18 protein-coding genes are annotated in these 20,842 nt (G+C 54.4%); 15 read left to right on the plus strand and 3 right to left on the minus strand.

Annotated features, from left to right (window positions below):
* From ACTHSN_RS08915 to ACTHSN_RS08935, 5 genes are all read left to right on the plus strand, one after another.
* A partial coding sequence (locus ACTHSN_RS08915; protein ID WP_440365271.1) for a capsular polysaccharide export protein, LipB/KpsS family occupies positions 1-785 on the plus strand: 785 nt, incomplete at its 5' end.
* Between the two features lie 368 nt (positions 786-1,153).
* Entirely contained in the window at positions 1,154-2,560 is a 1,407-nt protein-coding gene (locus tag ACTHSN_RS08920) for a tetratricopeptide repeat protein (protein WP_070461098.1), read from the plus strand.
* 217 nt (positions 2,561-2,777) lie between these two features.
* Complete coding sequence (gene gltS / locus ACTHSN_RS08925; protein WP_070461095.1) at positions 2,778-3,992, plus strand: sodium/glutamate symporter; 1,215 nt, start codon at positions 2,778-2,780, stop codon at positions 3,990-3,992.
* A 105-nt stretch (positions 3,993-4,097) separates the two neighbouring features.
* Entirely contained in the window at positions 4,098-5,120 is a 1,023-nt protein-coding gene (locus tag ACTHSN_RS08930; RefSeq protein WP_070461092.1) for a lysozyme inhibitor LprI family protein, read from the plus strand.
* A gap of 54 nt (positions 5,121-5,174) precedes the next feature.
* The gene (locus tag ACTHSN_RS08935) at positions 5,175-6,170 is read left to right on the plus strand and encodes a S49 family peptidase (RefSeq protein WP_070461090.1); all 996 of its coding nucleotides are present in this window, start codon (positions 5,175-5,177) and stop codon (positions 6,168-6,170) included.
* 191 nt (positions 6,171-6,361) lie between these two features.
* On the opposite strand, the gene pdxA is transcribed toward ACTHSN_RS08935, so the two are convergent.
* The gene (pdxA, locus tag ACTHSN_RS08940) at positions 6,362-7,363 is read right to left on the minus strand and encodes a 4-hydroxythreonine-4-phosphate dehydrogenase PdxA (protein ID WP_070461088.1); all 1,002 of its coding nucleotides are present in this window, start codon (positions 7,361-7,363) and stop codon (positions 6,362-6,364) included.
* Between the two features lie 157 nt (positions 7,364-7,520).
* Positions 7,521-8,051, minus strand: coding sequence for a cytochrome b (locus tag ACTHSN_RS08945; protein ID WP_083290050.1), 531 nt, complete (start codon positions 8,049-8,051; stop codon positions 7,521-7,523).
* Between the two features lie 233 nt (positions 8,052-8,284).
* Here ACTHSN_RS08945 and ACTHSN_RS08950 point away from each other — a divergent pair, with 233 nt between their 5' ends.
* The 10 genes from ACTHSN_RS08950 (at position 8,285) to waaA (ending at position 18,727) form a co-directional block, all read left to right on the plus strand.
* Positions 8,285-9,814, plus strand: a complete 1,530-nt coding sequence (locus ACTHSN_RS08950; protein WP_107768641.1) for an ABC transporter permease — start codon at positions 8,285-8,287, stop codon at positions 9,812-9,814.
* A gap of 114 nt (positions 9,815-9,928) precedes the next feature.
* Positions 9,929-10,492, plus strand: coding sequence for a hypoxanthine-guanine phosphoribosyltransferase (locus ACTHSN_RS08955; protein WP_107811094.1), 564 nt, complete (start codon positions 9,929-9,931; stop codon positions 10,490-10,492).
* Between the two features lie 57 nt (positions 10,493-10,549).
* Positions 10,550-10,978, plus strand: a complete 429-nt coding sequence (locus ACTHSN_RS08960) for a PTS sugar transporter subunit IIA (RefSeq protein WP_049344952.1) — start codon at positions 10,550-10,552, stop codon at positions 10,976-10,978.
* A gap of 49 nt (positions 10,979-11,027) precedes the next feature.
* Complete coding sequence (locus ACTHSN_RS08965) at positions 11,028-11,297, plus strand: HPr family phosphocarrier protein (protein ID WP_003683718.1); 270 nt, start codon at positions 11,028-11,030, stop codon at positions 11,295-11,297.
* The gene (gene ptsP, locus ACTHSN_RS08970; RefSeq protein ID WP_070461078.1) at positions 11,297-13,060 is read left to right on the plus strand and encodes a phosphoenolpyruvate--protein phosphotransferase; all 1,764 of its coding nucleotides are present in this window, start codon (positions 11,297-11,299) and stop codon (positions 13,058-13,060) included. Before ACTHSN_RS08965 ends, ptsP begins: the two co-directional genes overlap by 1 nt.
* 710 nt (positions 13,061-13,770) lie before the next feature.
* Positions 13,771-14,886, plus strand: coding sequence for an ABC transporter substrate-binding protein (locus ACTHSN_RS08975; protein WP_107811093.1), 1,116 nt, complete (start codon positions 13,771-13,773; stop codon positions 14,884-14,886).
* 117 nt (positions 14,887-15,003) lie between these two features.
* Entirely contained in the window at positions 15,004-16,050 is a 1,047-nt protein-coding gene (locus ACTHSN_RS08980; RefSeq protein ID WP_049332949.1) for a FecCD family ABC transporter permease, read from the plus strand.
* A 10-nt stretch (positions 16,051-16,060) separates the two neighbouring features.
* On the plus strand, positions 16,061-16,825 hold the full coding sequence (locus ACTHSN_RS08985) for an ABC transporter ATP-binding protein (protein WP_004519103.1): 765 nt from the start codon (positions 16,061-16,063) through the stop codon (positions 16,823-16,825).
* Between the two features lie 69 nt (positions 16,826-16,894).
* The gene (locus tag ACTHSN_RS08990; RefSeq protein ID WP_070584383.1) at positions 16,895-17,326 is read left to right on the plus strand and encodes a plastocyanin/azurin family copper-binding protein; all 432 of its coding nucleotides are present in this window, start codon (positions 16,895-16,897) and stop codon (positions 17,324-17,326) included.
* A gap of 138 nt (positions 17,327-17,464) precedes the next feature.
* Positions 17,465-18,727, plus strand: coding sequence for a lipid IV(A) 3-deoxy-D-manno-octulosonic acid transferase (waaA, locus tag ACTHSN_RS08995; RefSeq protein WP_107768635.1), 1,263 nt, complete (start codon positions 17,465-17,467; stop codon positions 18,725-18,727).
* Positions 18,728-18,785: 58 nt separating this feature from the next.
* On the opposite strand, the gene ACTHSN_RS09000 is transcribed toward waaA, so the two are convergent.
* On the minus strand, positions 18,786-20,795 hold the full coding sequence (locus ACTHSN_RS09000) for an OPT family oligopeptide transporter (protein WP_107811092.1): 2,010 nt from the start codon (positions 20,793-20,795) through the stop codon (positions 18,786-18,788).
* Between the last annotated feature and the right edge of the window lie 47 nt (positions 20,796-20,842).

Raw genomic sequence — 20,842 nt, forward strand, 5'->3', positions numbered from 1 at the left:
TCCACTACCCCGACTACATCCACTACCCCGACTACATCCACTACCCCGACTACATCCACTACCCCGACTACATCCACTACCCCGACTACATCCACCACCTCGACTACATCCACCACCGCGCATCCAATGCCGGCCATTACCTCAAACTGTGGTCGCTCTCCATCCTCAAGCGTTTGAACTACTATATTGAAGACATCCAAATCGCCAAACGCGTGGAGGCGGGCAAATACGGCAAGTTTTTTATTGTTCCTCTGCAGGTATTCAACGACAGCCAAGTCCGTATCCATTGCGACTTTCCCAGCGTCCGCAGCTTCCTGCTCCATGTTTTGAGCTCATTCGCCGCGCACGCGCCTGCCGATACCAACATCATCATCAAGCATCATCCGATGGACCGCGGCTTTATCGACTACTGGCGCGACATTAAACGCTTTATCAAAGAACACCCCGAACTCAAAGGCCGCGTGACTTACGTCCATGATGTCCCCCTGCCCGCTTTCCTGCGCCATGGCCTCGGCATGGTCACCATCAACAGCACCAGCGGCCTGTCCGGCCTGATTCACAATATGCCTGTCAAAGTGCTCGGCCGTGCCTATTATGATATTCCCGGCATTACTGACCAAAATACCTTGGCAGAATTTTGGAATCATCCGACACCGCCTGATAAAGAGCTGTTCCATGCCTACCGAATGTACCACCTCAACGTGACCCAAATTAACGGTAACTTCTACAGTAAGGTCTTTTTTCCTCACAAAAACACATCCGACTCTTCCACACCGACAACCTGACTTAGTGAAGGAAAAGTTCAGGCCGTCTGAAAAACATTTCAGACGGCCTGAAGCAAACAATATCTTAGCTACTACCATGTAAATAAAACATAAAAACTGCATTTATCATTAACAATAAATTACAAAGACAGTATAATAACTGAGATGTCATAAAAGCATACCAACTCAAGCTGAGGCCTTAATAACACACAAAATATGGATGTACTCCCAGGCAAAACAATATAACAAGCCAAACATCCTAAAGATAAGCCAGCAAGGCAATACACTTTACAAAACTGTGGCGAGCAATATTTTTACAAAACCCTCAACCGGTATCGCCGCCCATATGCCGCAGCATCCGTCTTCCACTTTATATCCGCCCGCAAACCATGACCGCCGCTCCTGATATCCTCTACCGGCAAGCCGCCGCCCTTTTGGAACAATCCAATACCGCCCAAGCCCTGCCCCTGCTGCAACAGGCCGCAGAGCAGGGTTATACGGAAGCTGCTTTTGTATTGGGCAATCATCTGCTGCAAAATGGTCATCCGGAGCAGGCACTTCCATGGCTGGAAGCCGCCGCGGCCCAACGCCATCCTAAGGCACTCTTTACCCTGCTGCAACAACGCGAACACAACGGTACCCCAACAGGACAGCTTCTCAACGACTACGCCTGGCTGGGTGAGCAAGGTCATCTTGAAGCCCAATTAATCCTCATGCGTTACCACGCGCAGCGCAACAATCCACAATCCCTTTACTGGGCGGAGCTTGCTACCGCCCGATATGCCGCGCCTGCATATTACCATCTGGCACGCCATCACCAACGCCAAGGCGACATTGCGACAGCCATCGAACAATACGAAAAAGCGGCCGCGCTCGGCGTGACTGCCGCCTGCTGGCAACTCGGTCAAATCTACTTCTACGGCACAGGTGTCAGTCCAAACCACGGACAAGCCGAACATTATCTCGAACAAGCCGCGCAAGCCGGCCACATCGCCGCACAAACCCTGCTGGCCGACCTTCTTGCCACCCAACACAAACCTGAAGCCTTAGAATGGTATCGTCGTGCCGCCGATAAGGAACACGCGAAAGCACAGGCCAAGCTGGCCCAATACGCCCTGACCGGCGAACTTTCCGAACGCGACCCGTTCCAAGCGGCGCACTATGCCAAAGCCGCTGCCGAGAAAGACTATCCTGAAGCCCTAAAAATCATGGGCGACCTCTACCGCTACGGCCTCGGCATCAAAGCCGACAACCATATCGCGCATGATTACTACCACCGGGCCGCCGCGCTGGGTTCTGCCGCCGCCGCACAAAAACTCATCAGCGACGCCGCGCTGTACCATCCGCAACAATACGAACAAATCAAAACAGCCGCCCTGCAACAGCAACAAACCGAAACCATCTACCGTTTGGCGGAAGCACAAGCCCACGCCATCGGCCGTCCCGCCGACTACAATGCTGCGCGCAAGAATTACATGGAAGCTGCCGAGTTCCACCATAAAAACGCGGCGGCAGCCTTAGGCCGCATCTACCATTACGGCCTCGGTACAGCGCCAGACCCTCGGGCGGCTGCACACTGGTACGCCATCGCTGCCGAACAAAACCATCCTTCCGCCCAATACCACCTCGCCTGTTTTTACTATCACGGGCAAGGTGTCGGCTGTCATGTTCCGACCGCCTGCTACTGGCTGCAGGCCGCCATCAGCAACGGCCACACTTCGGCTGAATCTTTAACATCCCTATTAGAACAATGGCGCCGCGAAGCGCACCATACCATCGGGCAAAAGGCCGTCTGAAAAGATTTACACTCGCATTTTTTGACAATCTTTAACTATTCCCCTAATATTTGCCAGTTATTTTTCACGGACACGTCATTGTTTTCATTTCTTTCTGAAAACACCTTGTCCGCGCATCAATACCATGACACTCGGCGGATAACGCCAAGCGTTGAAACACACTACATCCGGAACAAAAACGGATGCTCGGAAAAACATTTCTAGGAGGTGAAACAACATGGAATGGGAATTCAACAGTTATTACACACTGATTGCCGCCACGCTCGTGTTGCTGGTTGGTAAATTTCTGGTTCAAAAAATCAAATTCTTAAGAGACTTCAATATTCCCGAGCCGGTCGCCGGCGGTTTGATTGCCGCTATCGTCCTGTTCGCCCTGCACGAAGCCTACGGTGTCAGCTTCAAATTTGAAAAACCGCTGCAAGATGCGTTCATGCTCATCTTCTTTACATCCATCGGTTTGAGCGCCGACTTCTCCCGTCTGAAAGCGGGCGGTTTGCCTTTGGTTATCTTTACCGCCGTGGTGGGTGCATTCATCATCGTCCAAAACTTCGTCGGTGTCGGCTTGGCGAGCGCATTGGGCTTGGATCCGCTGATTGGCCTGATTACCGGTTCGATTACCCTGACCGGCGGTCACGGTACTGCCGGTGCATGGGGTCCTGACTTTGAAAGCAAATTCGGCCTGACCGGCGCAACCGGCTTAGGTATGGCTTCTGCAACATTCGGCCTGGTATTCGGCGGTTTGATCGGTGGTCCTGTTGCACGCCGTCTGATCAACAAATTGGGCCGTAAACCTGTCGTCAAAACTGCCAAATCCGACGACAACGATGCTGCCGACGACATCTTCGAACAAGCACAGCGCACCCGCCTGATTACTGCCGAGTCTGCTGTCGAAACCTTGGCTATGTTTGCCGGCTGTTTGGCATTTGCCGAAATCGTGGATGGCTACGACAAAGCCTTCTTCGACTTGCCTAAATTCGTATGGTGTCTGTTTGCTGGTGTGGTCATCCGCAACGTCCTGACCGCAGCCTTCAAAGTCAATATGTTTGACCGCGCCATCGACGTCTTCGGCAATGCTTCCCTGTCACTCTTCCTTGCCATGGCTCTTCTGAATCTGAAACTGTGGGAGTTGACCGGTCTGGCAGGTCCTGTGACCATCATCTTGGCCGTACAAACCGTTGTGATGATTCTGTACGCCACTTTCGTTACCTACGTCTTCATGGGTCGCGATTACGACTCTGCCGTATTGGCAGCAGGCCACTGCGGCTTCGGTTTGGGTGCCACCCCGACCGCCGTTGCCAACATGCAGTCCCTGACCCAAACCTTCGGCCCGTCGCACAAAGCCTTCCTGATTGTACCTATGGTCGGCGCCTTCTTCGTTGACTTGCTCAACGCCGCCATCCTCTCCGGCTTTGTCAGCGTCATCAAAGGCTGATACGTCTAACATAGAAAAGCACTTGCCGCATTTACTTGCTGCAAGTGCTTTTGTTATGATAGGCACGTCAGGCCGTCTGAAAGGCCGTCATCTTCAGGAGTACCCATGTACAAAAAAACCGCTTCCGTATTGATTTTAAGCACGATTCTTCTTGCCGCATGCAGCAAAGAAGAGCCGAAAGCCGCGCTTGATTGCGCCCAACCGGCCACACTGCAAAACATCCGTACCACCATCGAAGACACCCTCAAACAACAAGCGCGCTCCTTTGCCCGCAATGACAACCGCCAATTCGTCGATGCCGACAAAATCATCGCCGCCGGCCTCGAATTAGAAACCCTGCTTGAAGACCCCAAAGAAACCGAAGACAACGGCAAAGCCATCTGCCGCGCCAACCTCAAAATCCGCATCCCCGACAACATCCTCAAAACGGCCATAGACAACAGCCCGCTGATTTACGGCAACACCCCGTTGTCCGACATGCTCGAACAAAAACTGATGGGCAGCAACCTGACTTTTGAAAATAACACGTTCAGCACCACCCTGCTCTACACCCCCGACAAAGACGGCAAACCGGTTCTCGAAGACAACACTCTGAGCACCACAGCCCAGACCCTTTCCGCCACCCTGTTGCCCTACGGCGTGAAAAGCATCGTCATGATAGACGGCAAACCAGTATCCAAAGAGCAGGCCATCAAGCTGCTGCAAAACCAAAATACGGAAGAGCCGCCGACTGTTGATCCACAAGACATCCTTGAAAACAACGCCGCCAGCCAAGCCGTCGGCTTGACCGATGATGACAACGATTCAGACTACGAAGTCCTGCGTCCTGACCGTGAAACTCCGCGCAACGAACCGCCCGGCCTCAGCCAAAGCGAACTCGACAACGCGCGCGCGCAAAACCGTCAGGCAGACGGCGAGATCAACGACCTCTGGGGCGGCATGGACAGCGATGTCAAACAACAAATCCTCGGCGAACAACGCGCCTGGATTCAAAGCAAAAAACTCAACTGCCAACAAGCCGCCGCCTCCGCAGACAGCGCCGCACAAGCAGAATACCTGCGCCTGCAGTGTGAAACCCGCATGACCCGCGAACGTACACAATACCTGCGCGGCTATTCCATCAACTAAAACCGATAAGGCCGTCTGAACATTCAGACGGCCCACAAGAAAGCACATCACATCATGCAATACCGAATCCACCGTGAAGGCGATGCCCAAAACACACCATCTTCAGCCTCCACACCCGTCGATAACTGGGAGCGCAACATCCTGCGCGAAGTCCTCCTCGCCGCCTACCAAGAACAGCGCCGCGCCCGCATTTGGCGCAATATCTGGCGCGGCATCGCCGTCCTCATCTTCCTCAGCCTGATCTTCGGCCTCGCGGAAGAAGAAGGAAAAACCACGAGCATCCACGCCCGCGGCGAACACACCGCCGTTATCGACCTGACCGGCGAAATCGGCAACGACATCGACGACCAAGTCCAAATCCTGCGCGACAGCATGGAAGCCGCCTACAACAACGGCAATGCCAAAGCCATCATCATCCGCGCCAACAGCCCCGGCGGTTCGCCTGTCGTGTCCAACACGGCCTTTAACGAAGTCCGCCGCCTCAAAGCCGAACACAAAGACATTCCTGTCTACCTCGTTGCCGAAGACATGTGCGCTTCCGGCTGCTACTACATTGCCGCCGCAGCCGACAAAATCTACGCCGACCCTTCCAGTATTGTCGGCAGCATCGGCGTGATCGGCGGCGGTTTCGACTTTACCGGCCTGATGGACAAAGCCGGTGTCAAACGCCGTCTGAAAACCGCCGGCAGCAACAAAGGTATGGGCGACCCTTTCACGCCTGAAACCCCGGCACAAACCCAAATTTGGGAAAGCATGTTGGGCGATATCCACCAAGAATTTATCAAAGCCGTCAAACTCGGCCGCGGTGCAAGGTTGAAAGACAAACAGTATCCCGATGTTTTCAGTGGACGCATCTACACCGGCAAAGAAGCCAAACAGGTCGGCCTGATTGACGACTTCGGCAGCATTTACAGCGTTGCCCGCGATGTTGTCAAAGCCCCCGAGCTGGTCAACTACACGCCGCAAGACGATTTCAGCAAAATGCTCAGCCGTCGCTTCGGTGCGGAAGTGAAGGCCAAAGTCAAAGAAACTTTGTCTGAAATTTGGTAAACCAAAAAACTAAAAGGCCGTCTGAAACCCAAAATATGGGGTTTCAGACGGCCTTTTTTATATGATTTTTAAAATAAAACGCTGATTATTGTCCAAACATCCATCGGCTTCATCAAATCGGCAGGCAGATGCTCCCTGATGATGCTGTTACAGGAACACATTACGCCTGCGAACGATTAAACCTTCACGCTTCAGACGGCCTGCTGCATATTGTGCGCCATATCAAGCGCGGCGCGGACGGCGGTAATCAGGCTGCCGGAATCGGCTTTGCCCGTGCCTGCCAAGTTCAAGGCCGTGCCATGATCGACGGAGGTGCGGATAAAGGGCAAGCCGAGGGTGATATTCACACCTTCGCCGAAACCGGCGTATTTGAGCACCGGCAGTCCTTGGTCGTGATACATGGCGAGGACGGCGTCGGCATCTTTGAGCAGGAAGGGTTGGAACACAGTATCGGCCGGATAAGGGCCGCGTGCGTCTATGCCTTCGGCCTGCAGGGCATGAAGCGCCGGAATAATGGTGTCGATTTCTTCGTGTCCCAAATGGCCGCCTTCGCCCGCGTGGGGATTGAGGCCGGTAACGAGGATGACCGGTTTGGCTATGCCGAACTTATGGCGCAGGTCGTGTTCAAGAATGCGGACAACCGACTTGATTAAAGGCTTTGTGATGGCGGCGGAAATATCTTTCAGCGGCAGATGAGTGGTGACCAATGCCACACGCAGGCCGCCGCCGGTCAACATCATGACGACCTGTTCGGTATGGCTTTTTTCGGCGAGGTATTCGGTATGGCCGCTGAAAAAGCCGTTGCCTGCGTGGGCATCGTTGATGATGCCTTTGTGCAGCGGCGCGGTAACCATACCGGTAAACAGGCCGTCTGAAATGCCTTGATACGCCGTATCCAGCAGCCGGAGGACATACGCGGCATTGGCAGGATTGAGCTCGCCCGCCCGACACGCGGCATCTAAAGGAATATGCAGGACTTCGAGTTCGCCCTTGGGCAACAGATCAGCCGCTTGGGCTTGGAAGTCGCGCAGGATGACGGATTTGCCGAGCTGTTCGGCCCTTTGCGCCAACAGGTTTTTGTCGCATAAAACAACGGGGCGGCAAGGAAAGTCGGCGAAAGCCAAATCGAGGCAGATGTCGGGGCCGATGCCGGCCGGTTCGCCGGATGTGATGGCGAGAATGGGAGCAGTCATGGTGTTTCTCGGTATGGTTTACAGTATTTAGACAACGTCAGGCAAAATGCCTGCCCTACTTTTTTCAGATTAACACAAATACAAAAAGGCCGTCTGAAAACAGTTTTTGCTTGGTCAAACTGTTTTCAGACGGCCTTGGCTGTTTATCATTTTACACTTAAGAACGGCGGCCAATCATGCGGTATAAAACGTCGTGGCCTTGAATGCGGTGGACGATAACCATGGCGATGTGGCCGGCGACAAGCGCGAAGAGCAGCCAACCGAGTTTGCCGTGCGCCATATTGCCGAGATTAGACATCCATTCGATTTTTTCAGGCGAACCCTGCATCACTTCGATACCGAATACTTTCAAAGGGCCGCGGCCGCCGCCATATTGGCGGATCATGCCGATAACGGGAACGGCAAGCATGAGGACGTAAAGGGCAAGGTGGCCTGCTTTGGCAGCAAAGCTGTCGGCGGCAGGACGTTTGGACGCATTGAGCAAAGCCCAAACAATGCGCACGGCAATCACCAACAGCGTGATGAAACCGATGGATTTATGCACGCCGAAGAGCGATTTGACCCATTCTTCGCCATCGTAGATGGTCCAAACGGTAATGGTGGAGAGGATGCCGATGAAACCGAGTACGGTCAGCCAGTGCAACGCGCGCGCGACAGCATCGTAGGTTTGTGGGCGTGTAGCGGTCATAATGTTTCCTTGTTTTTGATTTGTTTGGTTTTTTGAATCGGCGGCATTGTAACAAAAATGCTCAACCAATTATGTTGCCTTTTTGAAGAGATTTCGTAAATGTTTGGAAAATTTGAAGAAATGGCGGTTTTATCCGTAAGACTGCCCAGGCCGTCTGAAAACAAGGGCAGGAATACCACCTTCTATGCCGAACTCGGGCTAAAATAGGCGTTTTTATTCTCGGGTACGCATCGATGCAGGTTTGGATTCGGCGGTTTGCGCTGTTGCTTCTGCCTTTGGGTTTCTTGGCGGTCATGGTGGCCGCGCCTTTGCTGTCGCTGGCGTTTTACGACGGCGAAGGCGCTTGGGCGGAAGTGGTGGCTGATGACTATATGCGCCTGCGCTTGGGCTGGACGGTGGCGCAGGCGGTTTTGACCTGCGTCTTGGTCACGGCTTTGGGCGTGCCTGCGGCGTGGGTGCTGGCGCGGATGGACTTTGCCGGACGGCGCACGGTTTTACGCCTGCTGATGCTGCCTTTTGTGATGCCGACTTTGGTAGCAGGCATGGGCGTGCTGGCCTTGTTTGGCGCACACGGTATGCTGGCGGCAGGTTGGCAGGACACGCCGTGGCTGCTGATTTACGGCAACGTGTTTTTCAACCTGCCGGTTTTGGTGCGCTCGGCGTATCAGGGATTTGTGCGTGTGCCGCAGGCGCGGTTGCTGTCGGCACAATCTTTGGGCGCGGACGCGTGGCGGCGGTTTGTCTGGGTCGAATGGCCGGTGGTGCGCGCGTGGGTTGCCGGTGGTGCGTGTCTGGTATTTTTATATTGTTTTTCAGGCTTCGGGCTGGCCTTGCTGCTCGGCGGCGAACGTTTTGCAACAGTGGAAGTGGAAATCTACCGGCTGGTGGCGTATGAGTTGGACATGGCGCGTGCGTCGGTATTGGTGTGGCTGGTGCTGGCGGTTACGGCGGCGGCAGGCGGTTTGTATGCGTATTGGAGCAAACGCGTGGCTGTGGATAAGTCTGTCTCGCCTTTGCCTCCGCGTGCGCCGATATGGGCTTGGGAAAAATGGCTGACGGCAACGGTTTTGGCCATGTTGGCAGTGTGCTGTCTGCTGCCTTTGGCGGCGGTGTGGCTCAAGGCGGTATCGGCAGGCTCTTCGTGGGCAGTCTTGCTGGAAGCGCAAACGTGGGCGGCGGTGTGGAATACCGTCCGTTTCTCTGCGGCAGCCGTGGCGGCAGCAACGGTTTTGGGCGTGCTATATGCGGCAGCGGCACGGCAAATGGCGTGGTTGCGCGCGCTGATGTTTTTGCCGTTTATGGTGTCGCCCGTGTGCATCGCCTTCGGCGTTTTGCTGCTCTATCCGCAGTGGACGGCTTCGCTGTGGCTGCTGACGGCGACTTACGCGCTGTTGGCGTATCCGTTTGTGGCCAAAGACGTACTGGCCGCGTGGGATGGTTTGCCCAAAGATTACGTGGCGGCGGCGCGCACCATGGGCGCAAACGGTTTTCAGACGGCCTGTTATGTCACCGCACCTTTATTGAAACCGGCTTTGCGGCGCGGCCTGACTCTGGCTTCGGCAACGTGTATCGGCGAATTTGCAGCCACATTATTCCTGTCTCGCCCCGAATGGCAGACGCTGACCACTTTGATTTACGATTATCTCGGGCGCGCCGGTGCGGACAATTACGGACGGGCGATGGTGTTGACGGCGGTATTGACCGCTTTGGCTTTAACGGCATTTTTGCTGGTGGACGAAGCGGAAGGACAAAAGGCCGTCTGAACGTGATCGGCTCAAATTCCCCTCACATTCACTACACTATTGCCGCGCCTTGTATCGAAAATTGATTGAATCCGCTATATAATTTATTTTTAACCGCACTCAACACGACCTATCATGACCGACTTAGAAACCAAACGCCTTGAAACCCAGGCCATGCTGGACAATGCCGACTTGCTGTTTGACCAAAAACAATGCCGCGCGGCCTTGCAAAAAGTTGCCGACGACATCACCCGCGACTTGGGCGACAAATACCCCCTGCTCTTGCCTGTAATGGGCGGCGCGGTGGTGTTTACAGGGCAGCTGCTGCCGCTGTTGCGCTTTCCTTTGGACTTTGACTACGTCCACGTTTCCCGCTACGGTGACAAGCTCGCAGGCGGCGCGTTCAACTGGAAACGCATGCCCGACCCCGAGCAAATCAAAGGCCGTCATGTAGTCGTTTTGGACGACATTCTGGACGAAGGCCACACCATGGCCGCCATTCAGGAAAAACTGTTGGAAATGGGTGCGGCAAGCTGCCGTGCGGCCGTATTTGCCAACAAACTGATCGACAAAGAAAAACCGACCAAAGCCGATTATGTCGGTTTAGACGTGCCCAACCGCTACGTCTTCGGCTACGGTATGGATGCCGCCGGCTGTTGGCGCAACCTCGGCGAAATCTACGCCTTAAACAATAAATAAAACAAAGGCCGTCTGAAAAATCTTCAGACGGCCTCAACCCCATGCTAGGAACACATCATGATAGGTTTGTTAATCATTACACATGAAACCATAGGTGAAGCCTATCGCGGTTTGGCCGACCATTTCTTTCCCAACGGCTTCCCCGAAAATCTCCACATCCTCGGCGTACAGCCCGACGAGGATCAAAACGACATCATCAACAACGCCATCGCCGCGTTGCAGGAATTTCCCGACAACCGCGGCGTGCTGATCATGACCGACATCTTCGGCGCAACCCCGTGCAACGCCGCACGCCGGCTGGTGCGCGAAAACAAATCCGCCATCCTGACCGGCCTCAACGCCCCGATGATGATTAAAGCCATCCAATACTCATCACAAGCCGAAAACCTCTCCGACTTCACCGAAACCGTCAAAGAAGCCGCCATCCGGGGCATTTTCGCCATTACATCCGCACCTGAAGACCTGGTGTGCAAAGAACACGGCTAAGGCCGTCTGAAAACATTCACTTTACGAACATTACATTTAGGGGACATCCATGCTCAAACAAGAAATCGAAATCATCAACAAACTCGGCCTGCACGCGCGCGCTTCCAGCAAATTCACCCAAACCGCCTCCCAATTCCAAAGCGAAGTCTGGGTCACCAAAAACGGCAACCGCGTCAACGGTAAAAGCATCATGGGCCTGATGATGCTGGCCGCCGCCAAAGGTACCGTGATTGAACTGGAAACAGAAGGCGCAGACGAAGCCGCCGCCATGCAGGCATTGACCGACCTCATCAACGACTACTTCGGCGAGGGCGAATAATGAGCATCGTCCTACACGGTGTAGCCGCGGGCAAAGGCATTGCCATCGGCCACGCCCACCTCATCACGCGCGGCACAACGGAAGTCCCCCAATACGACATTGATCCTGACAAACTCGATGCCGAAGTTGCCCGTTTCGACAACGCCATCAAAGCCACGCGCAAAGAATTGGAACAGCTGCGCGGCGCGATTCCCGAAAACGCCCCGACCGAATTGGGCGCGTTCATCTCCCTACACCTGATGCTGCTGACCGACGTCACCCTCTCGCGCGAACCCATCGACATTTTGCGCGAGCAGAAAATCAACGCCGAATGGGCATTGAAACAACAAAGCGACAAACTCGCCGCCCAGTTCGACAGCATCGACGACGACTACCTGCGCGAACGCAAACAGGACATGCTCCAAGTCGTCCGCCGCATCCACAACAACCTTGTCGGCCAAAGCAACGAAATCAACCTCGCCGGCAACCTGTTTGACGACACCGTCCTCATCGCGCACGACCTCTCGCCTGCCGATACCGTATTGTTCAAAGAGCAGCACATTACCGCCTTCGTAACCGATGCCGGCGGTCCGACCAGCCACACCGCCATCTTGGGCCGCAGCCTCGACATCCCGTCCGTCATCGGCCTGCATAACGCCCGCAAACTCATTACCGAAAACGAAATCGTCATCGTCGACGGCATCAACGGCGTCCTCATCATCGATCCCGACGAAGTCGTCCTCAACGAATACCGCCGCCTCGCCCGCGAATACCGCAGCCACAAGCGCGAACTCAACAAAATCAAAAAAACCGCCGCCACCACGGCCGACGGCATCAACATTGAGTTGCTCGCCAACATCGAATCCGCCGAAGACATCAAAGCCCTGCACAACTTCGGCGCAGACGGCGTCGGCCTGTTCCGCAGCGAATTCCTCTACCTCAACCGCGACAACATGCCGACCGAAGACGAACAATACGAAGTCTATGCCGGCATCGTCAAAAAACTCAAAGGCAAAAACATCACCATCCGCACTGTCGATTTGGGCGTCGATAAAAATCCGCGCTGGTTCGGCCAAAACAGCACACCCAACGGCAGCCTCAACCCTGCACTCGGCCTGACCGGCATCCGCCTATGCCTCGCCGAGCCGGTCATGTTCCGCACCCAAATGCGCGCTATCCTCCGCGCCGCCGCACACGGCCCCGTGCGCATAATGTGGCCGATGATTACGTCCATTTCCGAAGTGCGCCAATGCCTTATCCATCTGGACACGGCCCAACGCCAGCTGACCGAACGCGGCGAAACCTTCGGCCCGGTCAGCATCGGCTGCATGATCGAAATCCCGTCCGCCGCCATGACCGTCGGCAGCATCCTCAAGCTCGTCGACTTCGTTTCCATCGGCACCAACGACCTGATTCAATACCTCCTGTCGGTCGACCGCGGCGACGACAGCGTCAGCCACCTCTACCAACCCGGCCACCCTGCCGTCCTCAAAACGCTGCAACACATCATCCGCACCGCCAACCGCATGGAAAAAGGCGTCTCCATCTGCGGCGAAATGGCCGGCGATACCGTCTTTACCCGCCTATTGCTCGGCATGGGCTTGCGCCGATTCTCCATGAACCCCAACAACCTGCTTTCGGTTAAAAACATCATCCTGCACAGCCACACCGGCCATCTTGAAAACGATGCTGCCAAAATCCTGCGCTGCGAAGACCCGGAAAAAGCCGAGAAACTGATTAAAATCCTCAACCAAAGCGAGCAGAACGAAGACAAGGCCGTCTGAAATTCGCAAAATATCCGAAACCGACACAAGGGCGTATTGAACACGCCCTTTTTATTTTTTCCCATTTTGGGTTGACACCCGATTCCCCTCAAGCCTTTCCTATTTCGCCATTTCAAAAACCAACCGAGACCTTTGCAATAACATAGGTTACTAAAATTTTATGCTCAATCTCATTTTCAAAATGCAAAACCTTTCTGATTTTTCCTATTTTTTGCTCAATATCAGGAAGGTTTTAGTCAATTGAATTTTTTTGGCGCATTTTTATGCGTCAAATTTCGTTAACAGACTATTTTTGCAAAGGTCTCCAACCTTTTTTACTTTTCCCAAACACCGCTTACAGGCCGTCTGAAAAATATAGGGCGCAAGTGAAATAAAACTTTTATGCCTACACTAAAGGCCGTCTGAACCCTGATTGCAAGGTTTCAGACGGCCTTGTTTTCAACCGAATACCTTTTATTTTGTTGCAATAAAAAACCCTTTACCTATCCATTTCAGCTACTGCCCACTATGGCTTTAGACACATCATATCATTCCTTTTCACTAAGTCTTCAGTACACCCAAGCCCTATATCAACACTATCCCTTCGTTTTAATGATGAAACTTTTTATTTCGAAATATGTCTACTCACTCGTTTCACTTGAAAAAAGATTCAATACCTTGTAAATTTATAAAAAGATAATGGTTATCATCATATTTTAAAGGAATAATCCATGAGATTTACGCAACTTTCTGCTTTGATTGCCGTCGCAGCTTTATCAGTCGGCTCCGTATCCGCTTTTGCCAAACCGGTTCAGCTGACCGATATCCTCGGCCGTAAGGTAACTGTCGACCTGCCTGCCAAGCGCGTGGTGTTGGGCTTCTACTACCAAGACTACATGGCCATCGGCGGCAAAACCGCGCTGGACAACGTCGTTGGTTTTTCCAAAGCAGTTTGGGCCGACTGGGCGCCGCCAAGCTGGGCGGCATTCAGCAAAGCCGTGCCTAAACTGAATCAGCTGACCGACGTGGGCGAAGTGGAAGTCGGCACGTTCTCGATTGAGAAAGTATTGGCGCTGAAACCCGATTTGCTGGTTTTGGCCGAATGGCAATACAAGGCTTTGGGTTCCGATCTCGACCGCATCAACAAAGCCGGCATCCCCATCGTCGTGTTGGATTACAACGCGCAAACAGTGGCCAAACACGTTCAATCGACCAAGCTCATCGGCACGCTGACCGGCCAGCAGCAAAAAGCCGACAAACTGGCGGCAGACTACAAACGCATCGCCGACACCATCCAGGCGCGCGTGAAAAAAGCCAACCGGCCCAAGCCTAAAGTCTATATCGAGTTCGGCAACAAAGGCCCTGCCGAACACAGCGTTACCTTCGGCAAGAGCATGTGGGGTTCGATGGCGACACTGGTCGGCGGCAACAATATCGCCGCTTCTTCGGTCGAATTCTACGGCCCGATCAATCCTGAAAAAGTCCTCGCCGCCAAACCCGACGTGATCGTGATTACCGGCCGCGAAACCGAATTGAAGAAAAACCCTGCCGCCATGGTGATGGGCTGGGGCATTCCAAAAGCCGAAGCGGAAAAACGCTTGGCAGGCTTTGCCAAACGCGCCGGCTGGGCCAACCTGCCTGCGATTAAAAACAACCGCCTCTATGCCGCCTACCACGCCAACTCGCGCACGCTGTCCGACAGCGCATCGATTCAGTTTATGGCCAAAGCGATTTATCCGCAGTTGTTTAAGGATTTCAACCCTGAAAAAACCTATTTGGACTTCTACCGCCAAAACCTGCCCGTCGTACCGAACGGCACATTCTACCTCTATCCGAAAGGACAATAAGGTAATTTAGATTTTCAGACGGCCTTTAAAATCGGAAGGCCGTCTGAAATTTTTGCGGAAGAAAAAGGCAAACCTGTTTCTCCCCTTTCACAACACTCTTTTTTAAAGGTTTGAAACATGAATGATTCGGTTGTCGCCGAGATTGTGAAAAACCAGCGCAAGTTGGAAGGCAAGCGTTGGTTGATTGTGTTGATGTTTTTAGTCATCGCGGCGGTCAGTTTCCTATTCGACATCGCCACCGGCCCTGCGATGACGGACACGCTGCCCGTCGGCGAAGTGGTCAATGTTTTGCTGGGCAAACCCGAAGTCGATGAAATGAACCGCCTGATTGTGATGGATTTGCGCCTGCCGATTGCGGTGATGGCGTTGGTGGTCGGCGCGGCTTTAGGTGTCGGCGGTGCGGAAATTCAAACGCTCTTGAACAACCCGATGGCCAGCCCTTATACGCTGGGCTTGGCTGCGGCGGCAGGTTTGGGCGCGTCGGCGGTGATTGCGTTCGGCGGTTTCGGGCTGCCTGAAACGGTCGCCGTCCCCATCGGTGCGTTTGTGATGACCATGCTGGCTTCGGGCATCTTGTTTCTGTTTGCCTCAGCGCGCCGCTTCAATTCGGCGATGTTGGTGTTGGTGGGGATTGCGCTGTTGTTCCTGTTTCAGTCGATTTTGTCGCTGATTCAATTTATCGCCGCGCCTGAGATTTCGCAGCAGATTCTGTTTTGGCTGTTCGGCAGCCTGACCAAGGCGACTTGGGAAACAGTCATCGTTACGGCGGCGGTTACGGCGGTATGCGTGTTTCTGCTTTCGCGCGATGTGTGGAAGCTGACTGCGCTGCGCTTGGGCGAAGAACGCGCCGTCGGGCTGGGCATCAATCTGCAATTTTTGCGTCTGAAAACGCTGGTGTTGGTGGCGGTAATGACGGCAACGGCCATCAGTTTTGTCGGCGTCATCGGCTTTATCGGACTGGTTGCGCCGCATGTGGCGCGGATTCTTTTGGGCGAAGACCAACGTTTCTTCCTGCCCGGCGCGATGCTGGCAGGGGCGGCGTTTCTGTCGGTGGCCAGCGTGTTGTCCAAGGTGATTATCCCCGGCGCGCTGTTTCCGGTGGGGATTGTTACGTCGTTTGTCGGCGTGCCGTTCTTCTTCTGGATTGTATTAACGAAACGATAGGCCGTCTGAAATGTTGAAACTTGAAAACGTACACATCCGGCGCGGCGATTATGTGGTCGCCGACAATATCGATTTGACGCTGGAACAAGGCAAAGTCTATTCCGTGCTCGGCCCGAACGGCACGGGCAAATCCTCGCTGATGAAAACGATTTTCGGCGAAGTCGCGCACAAAGGCACCATCCGCTACGGCGACGAAGTGTTGAGCAAAATCCACCTGCAAAGCTGGCGCAAACGCATAGGCTATATGCCGCAGGACACCGCCGCCGAAGCCTCGCTGACCGCGCTGGAAGTCGTGTTGCTCGGCCGCATGGACGCGCTGCACATGCACGTCGGCGACGAACTGCTGCACGAAGCCGCAAGTATCATGGCGGAGCTGGGTATCGGCCATCTGGCGCACCGCGACGTCATGCGGCTTTCCGGCGGACAGCGGCAGCTCGTGATGTTTGCCCAAGTCATGCTGCGCCGCCCCGAAATCCTGATGCTGGACGAACCGGTCAGCGCGCTGGATATGCACCATCAGCTCAATCTTTTGGAGCGCGTGGTGCAATACACGCACGAACACAATCTGGTTACGCTGATGGTGTTGCACGATTTGAGCCTCGCCGCGCAGTTTTCAGACGGCGTGATTCTGCTTGGTGAAGGCAAAGTACAGGCGCAGGGCGCGCCGCAGGACGTGTTGCAGGCGGACATGATAGGCAGGCTGTATAAAGTGGACATCGAGCTTTTGTACGACAGCAAAGGCCTGCCCGTTATCCGCCCGATGCGGCAATCCTAGCTGGGAATCTGCCACCAAGAAACCAGCCCCAGCAATCATTTTATACTCTTCACAAAAAGGACTTTCTCCATGAAAAAAACCCTCTTCCTCCTGATGCTGACCGCGTCCCTTAGCGCATACGCCGCCAACCACGAAGTCAAAATGCTCGACAACGGCAAAGACGGCAGCATGGTGTTCGAGCCCGGCTACGTCAACGCCAAAGTCGGCGACACTGTTACCTTCAAAGCCGCCAACAGCGGCCACTGGGTGCAAAGCAAAGCCCTGCCCGACGGCGTTGCCGACTTCCTCTCTGAAGACGGCAAAGACTTCACGCTCAAGCTCGACAAAGAAGGCGTGTATGTCTATACCTGCCCGCCGCACCGCATGATGAACATGAGCGGTGTGATTCAGGTCGGCAAACCGGTGAACAAAGCCAAAGCACAAGCCGTTGTCGATGAAATGGAAAACCGCGCCATGCAAAGCAAAGGCCGTCTGAAAAAATATATGGCGCAAGTGAAGTAAACGCGTTTATGCCTGCATTAAAGGCCGTCTGAAACCTTTCAGACGGCCTGTTTCCTTTGCGTAAAACACGCATCAAAGCTATATCTTCCGTTTCAGTTTCCGATAAAATAGGCCTATTCCGACATAAGACCCGTAAGCATGATACGCCGCCTTTACGCCACGCTGTGGCACCTCGCCCCCTTCCTGATCCGCCGCCACCTGCGCCGCCGCGCCCTCAAATCCCCAGCCTATCTCGAGCATTGGGACGAGCGTTTCGGGCAGGCGTATCCCAATCCCGTACAACGCCCGATTTGGATACACGCCGTATCCGTCGGCGAAACGCGTGCGGCCGAACCCTTAGTCCAGGCATTGCGCCGCCATTTTCCCGACTCGCCGTTTTTGATTACCCAAATGACACCGACCGGCCGCGCCACCGCGCAATCCCTGTTCCCCGATGCGCAATGCCGTTACCTGCCCTACGACAAATCCGAATGGGTCGCCCGATTTTTAGCCGAACACCGCCCCATCTGTGGCATTTTGATGGAAACCGAAATCTGGCCCAACCTGATGCAGGGTTGCAAAGAAGCAGGCATTCCCCTCTTTTTGGCCAACGCACGCCTCTCTGAAAAATCCCAACGCGGCTACCTCAAAATCCGCAAGCTGGTCGAGCCTGCCATGCAGACTCTCTCCGGCTGCTTTGCCCAAACCGCCGCCGATGCCGAACGCCTGCACCTCATCGGCGCGTCCAATGTCCACGTCTGCGGCAACACCAAATACGACATCGCGCCCCCCGACGACTCGCGCCCGCTTGCCGTCGCCTTTAAAGAACGCATCGGCGCACGCCCCGTCGTCGTCTGCGCCAGCACGCGCGTGTACAAAGGCACAGACGAAGCCGAGCTGCTCCTCAAAGCATGGCAGGGCTACCGCGGCAATGCCTTGCTGGTCATCGTACCGCGCCACCCTGAAAACTTTCAGACGGCCTACGATACTGCCAAATCGCTTGGCTATACCGTCCAAAAACGCAGCGACGGACAACCCGTTTCCCCCGATACACAAGTTTGGATAGGCGACAGCATGGGCGAACTTGCCGCCTACTACCTCAGCGCAGACATTGCCTTCGTCGGCGGCAGCCTCGTTGATGCCGGCTGCCAAAACATCATCGAACCCATCTCCTGCCACGTCCCCACCCTCTTCGGCTACTCCAACTACAACTTCGCCCAAGCCTGCAAAGGCGCAGTCGAAGCCAAAGCCGCCGTCCGCGTCGAAACCGCCGAAGCCTGGTACAGAACCACGCGCCAATACCTCGACGACGAAACGCTGCGCCAACAGCTGATCAGCCACACTGAGCAATTCATTTCGCAACACCAAGGCGCCAGTGCCAAAATTGCCAAAGCGATTGCAGATTGTTTGAATCAGCGTTAAGAGATAAAAAGGCCGTCTGAAACCAAAGTTTCAGACGGCCTTTTCTCAACCTACAAACTTAGCGTCCTGCTTTCAACACGCGACGTGCAAACACGAACATACCGAAAACAAAAAACGCCAAGCCCAGCCATTTGGCGGCCGTATCCCAGTTTTCCAAGTTCAGGGCCAAAGGCGCATCCGAACCGCCGTTGGTTACGGAGAAGGCAATGATAAACGCCATAATCACACCGATCAGGCTCTCGCCGACAATCAAACCGGCAGAGAACAGCGTACCGATACGTTCCGCATTTTTCAGACGGCCTTCACGGTTTTCTTGACGGCTGGCGATGACGGATTTCAACACCGCCGCCAATACCGCGCCGATCACAATCGGCATATTCACAGACGGCGGCAAGTAAATGCCCATGCCCACGGCCAATACCGGCAAAGCACGCTTGCCGCCGGAAGATTTGCGCAATGTGAAATCGACCGCAATCAACGCCACGCCGATGGCCACGCCGGTGAAAATATAATCCCATTGCAGATTGTGTGAGAAAATACCTTGGGCGATGGTGGCCATCAAAGTTGCCTGAGGCGCGGCAAGGGCTTGGGCCGCATCCATGCCTTCACGCGGCATCGCGCCGGTAAAGCCGTAGGCTTCATACAAAAGCTCCAACACAGGCGAAATCACCAATGCACCGACAACGCAGCCGATAATCAGCGCAACCTGCTGTTTCCAAGGCGTCGCTTTTACCAGATAACCCGTTTTCAAATCCTGCAGGTTGTCATTGGAAATTGAAGCCACACAGATCACAGATGCGCCGCAAAACAACGTCAACGCCAGCAGGAATTTGCGGTTTGCCTCATCCGCCATCAAGCCGCCGGATTCGCCGACCAGCAGCAACACCAGCGAAATGATAACGATAGAGACGATGCCCACACCCGAAATCGGGCTGGAAGACGAACCGACCAAACCGGCCATATAACCGCAAGCCGCGGCCACTAAAAAGCCGATAATCGAAGCCAGCAGCGTACATACGACCACCAACAGCCAAGCCAAACCGCCGGAAATATGCGAGTCGCCGATAAAGTGGAAGAAGGACACGCCCAACACCAGCATCATCGCCAACACCCAGGCAATCATCGCCTTAGGCGACAAATCCTGTTCCGTGCGCTCGGTCATCTGCGCGCCGCCGAAATTACGGAAAGACAGGCGCATACCCTCGACCATCGGTTTCATCAAAGTCAACAGCGTCCAAATCGCCGCAATACCGATCGTACCCGCGCCGATAAAACGGACTTTTTCCTTCCACAAAGACATCGCAAAAGGAATCATCTCCATATCGGCAGGTTGCGGAATATGCGCCGACAGATAAGGCACGGCCACGCCCCAGGCAATCGAAATACCCAGCAAAATCGCGATACCGCCGGTCAGGCCGACCAAATAACCCGCGCCCAGCAAGGCCAAAGAAAAGCCCATCGGCACTTGGAACACCGACGCGCCGCCTTTAAACCAAAAGCTCGCGCTGTCCGCCACCACGCGCAAACCGCTTGCGCAGAAGCTCATCAAACCCGCCAGAGCGCCGCCCGACACCAATTCCTTGATACCGCTGCCGCCTTCCTGTTGGTCCGCATCATGGTCGCCGACCTTTAAAATCTCGGCCGCTGCCACACCTTCCGGATAAGGCAAATCGCTCTTCACCACCATTGCATAACGCAAAGGCACAGTGAAAATCACGCCCAAAATACCGCCGGACATACACAGCAGCGTTGTCTGCCAAAACGGGAAGCCCGCCCAATAACCGGCCATCAGCAAACCCGGCAGAATAAAAATAATACTGGAGAGCGTACCCGCGGCCGAAGCCTGAGTCTGCACCATATTATTTTCCAGAATATTGCTGCCTTTAAAAAACTTCAAAACCGCCATCGAAATCACCGCAGCCGGAATCGAAGACGCAAAAGTCAGGCCCACCTTCAAGCCCAAATACACATTGGATGCCGTAAAAATCACCGTAATCAACGCGCCGAGTATCATCCCCCGCAGCGTCAGTTCACGGAAGCTCGCATAAGGATCAACCGCCTGTTTCATAAAAAATCTTCCTGTATCAGGTAAACAATCAAAACTTTTCAGACGGC

Source organism: Neisseria sp. P0009.S010, from assembly GCF_051958545.1.
GTDB lineage: Bacteria > Pseudomonadota > Gammaproteobacteria > Burkholderiales > Neisseriaceae > Neisseria > Neisseria subflava_A.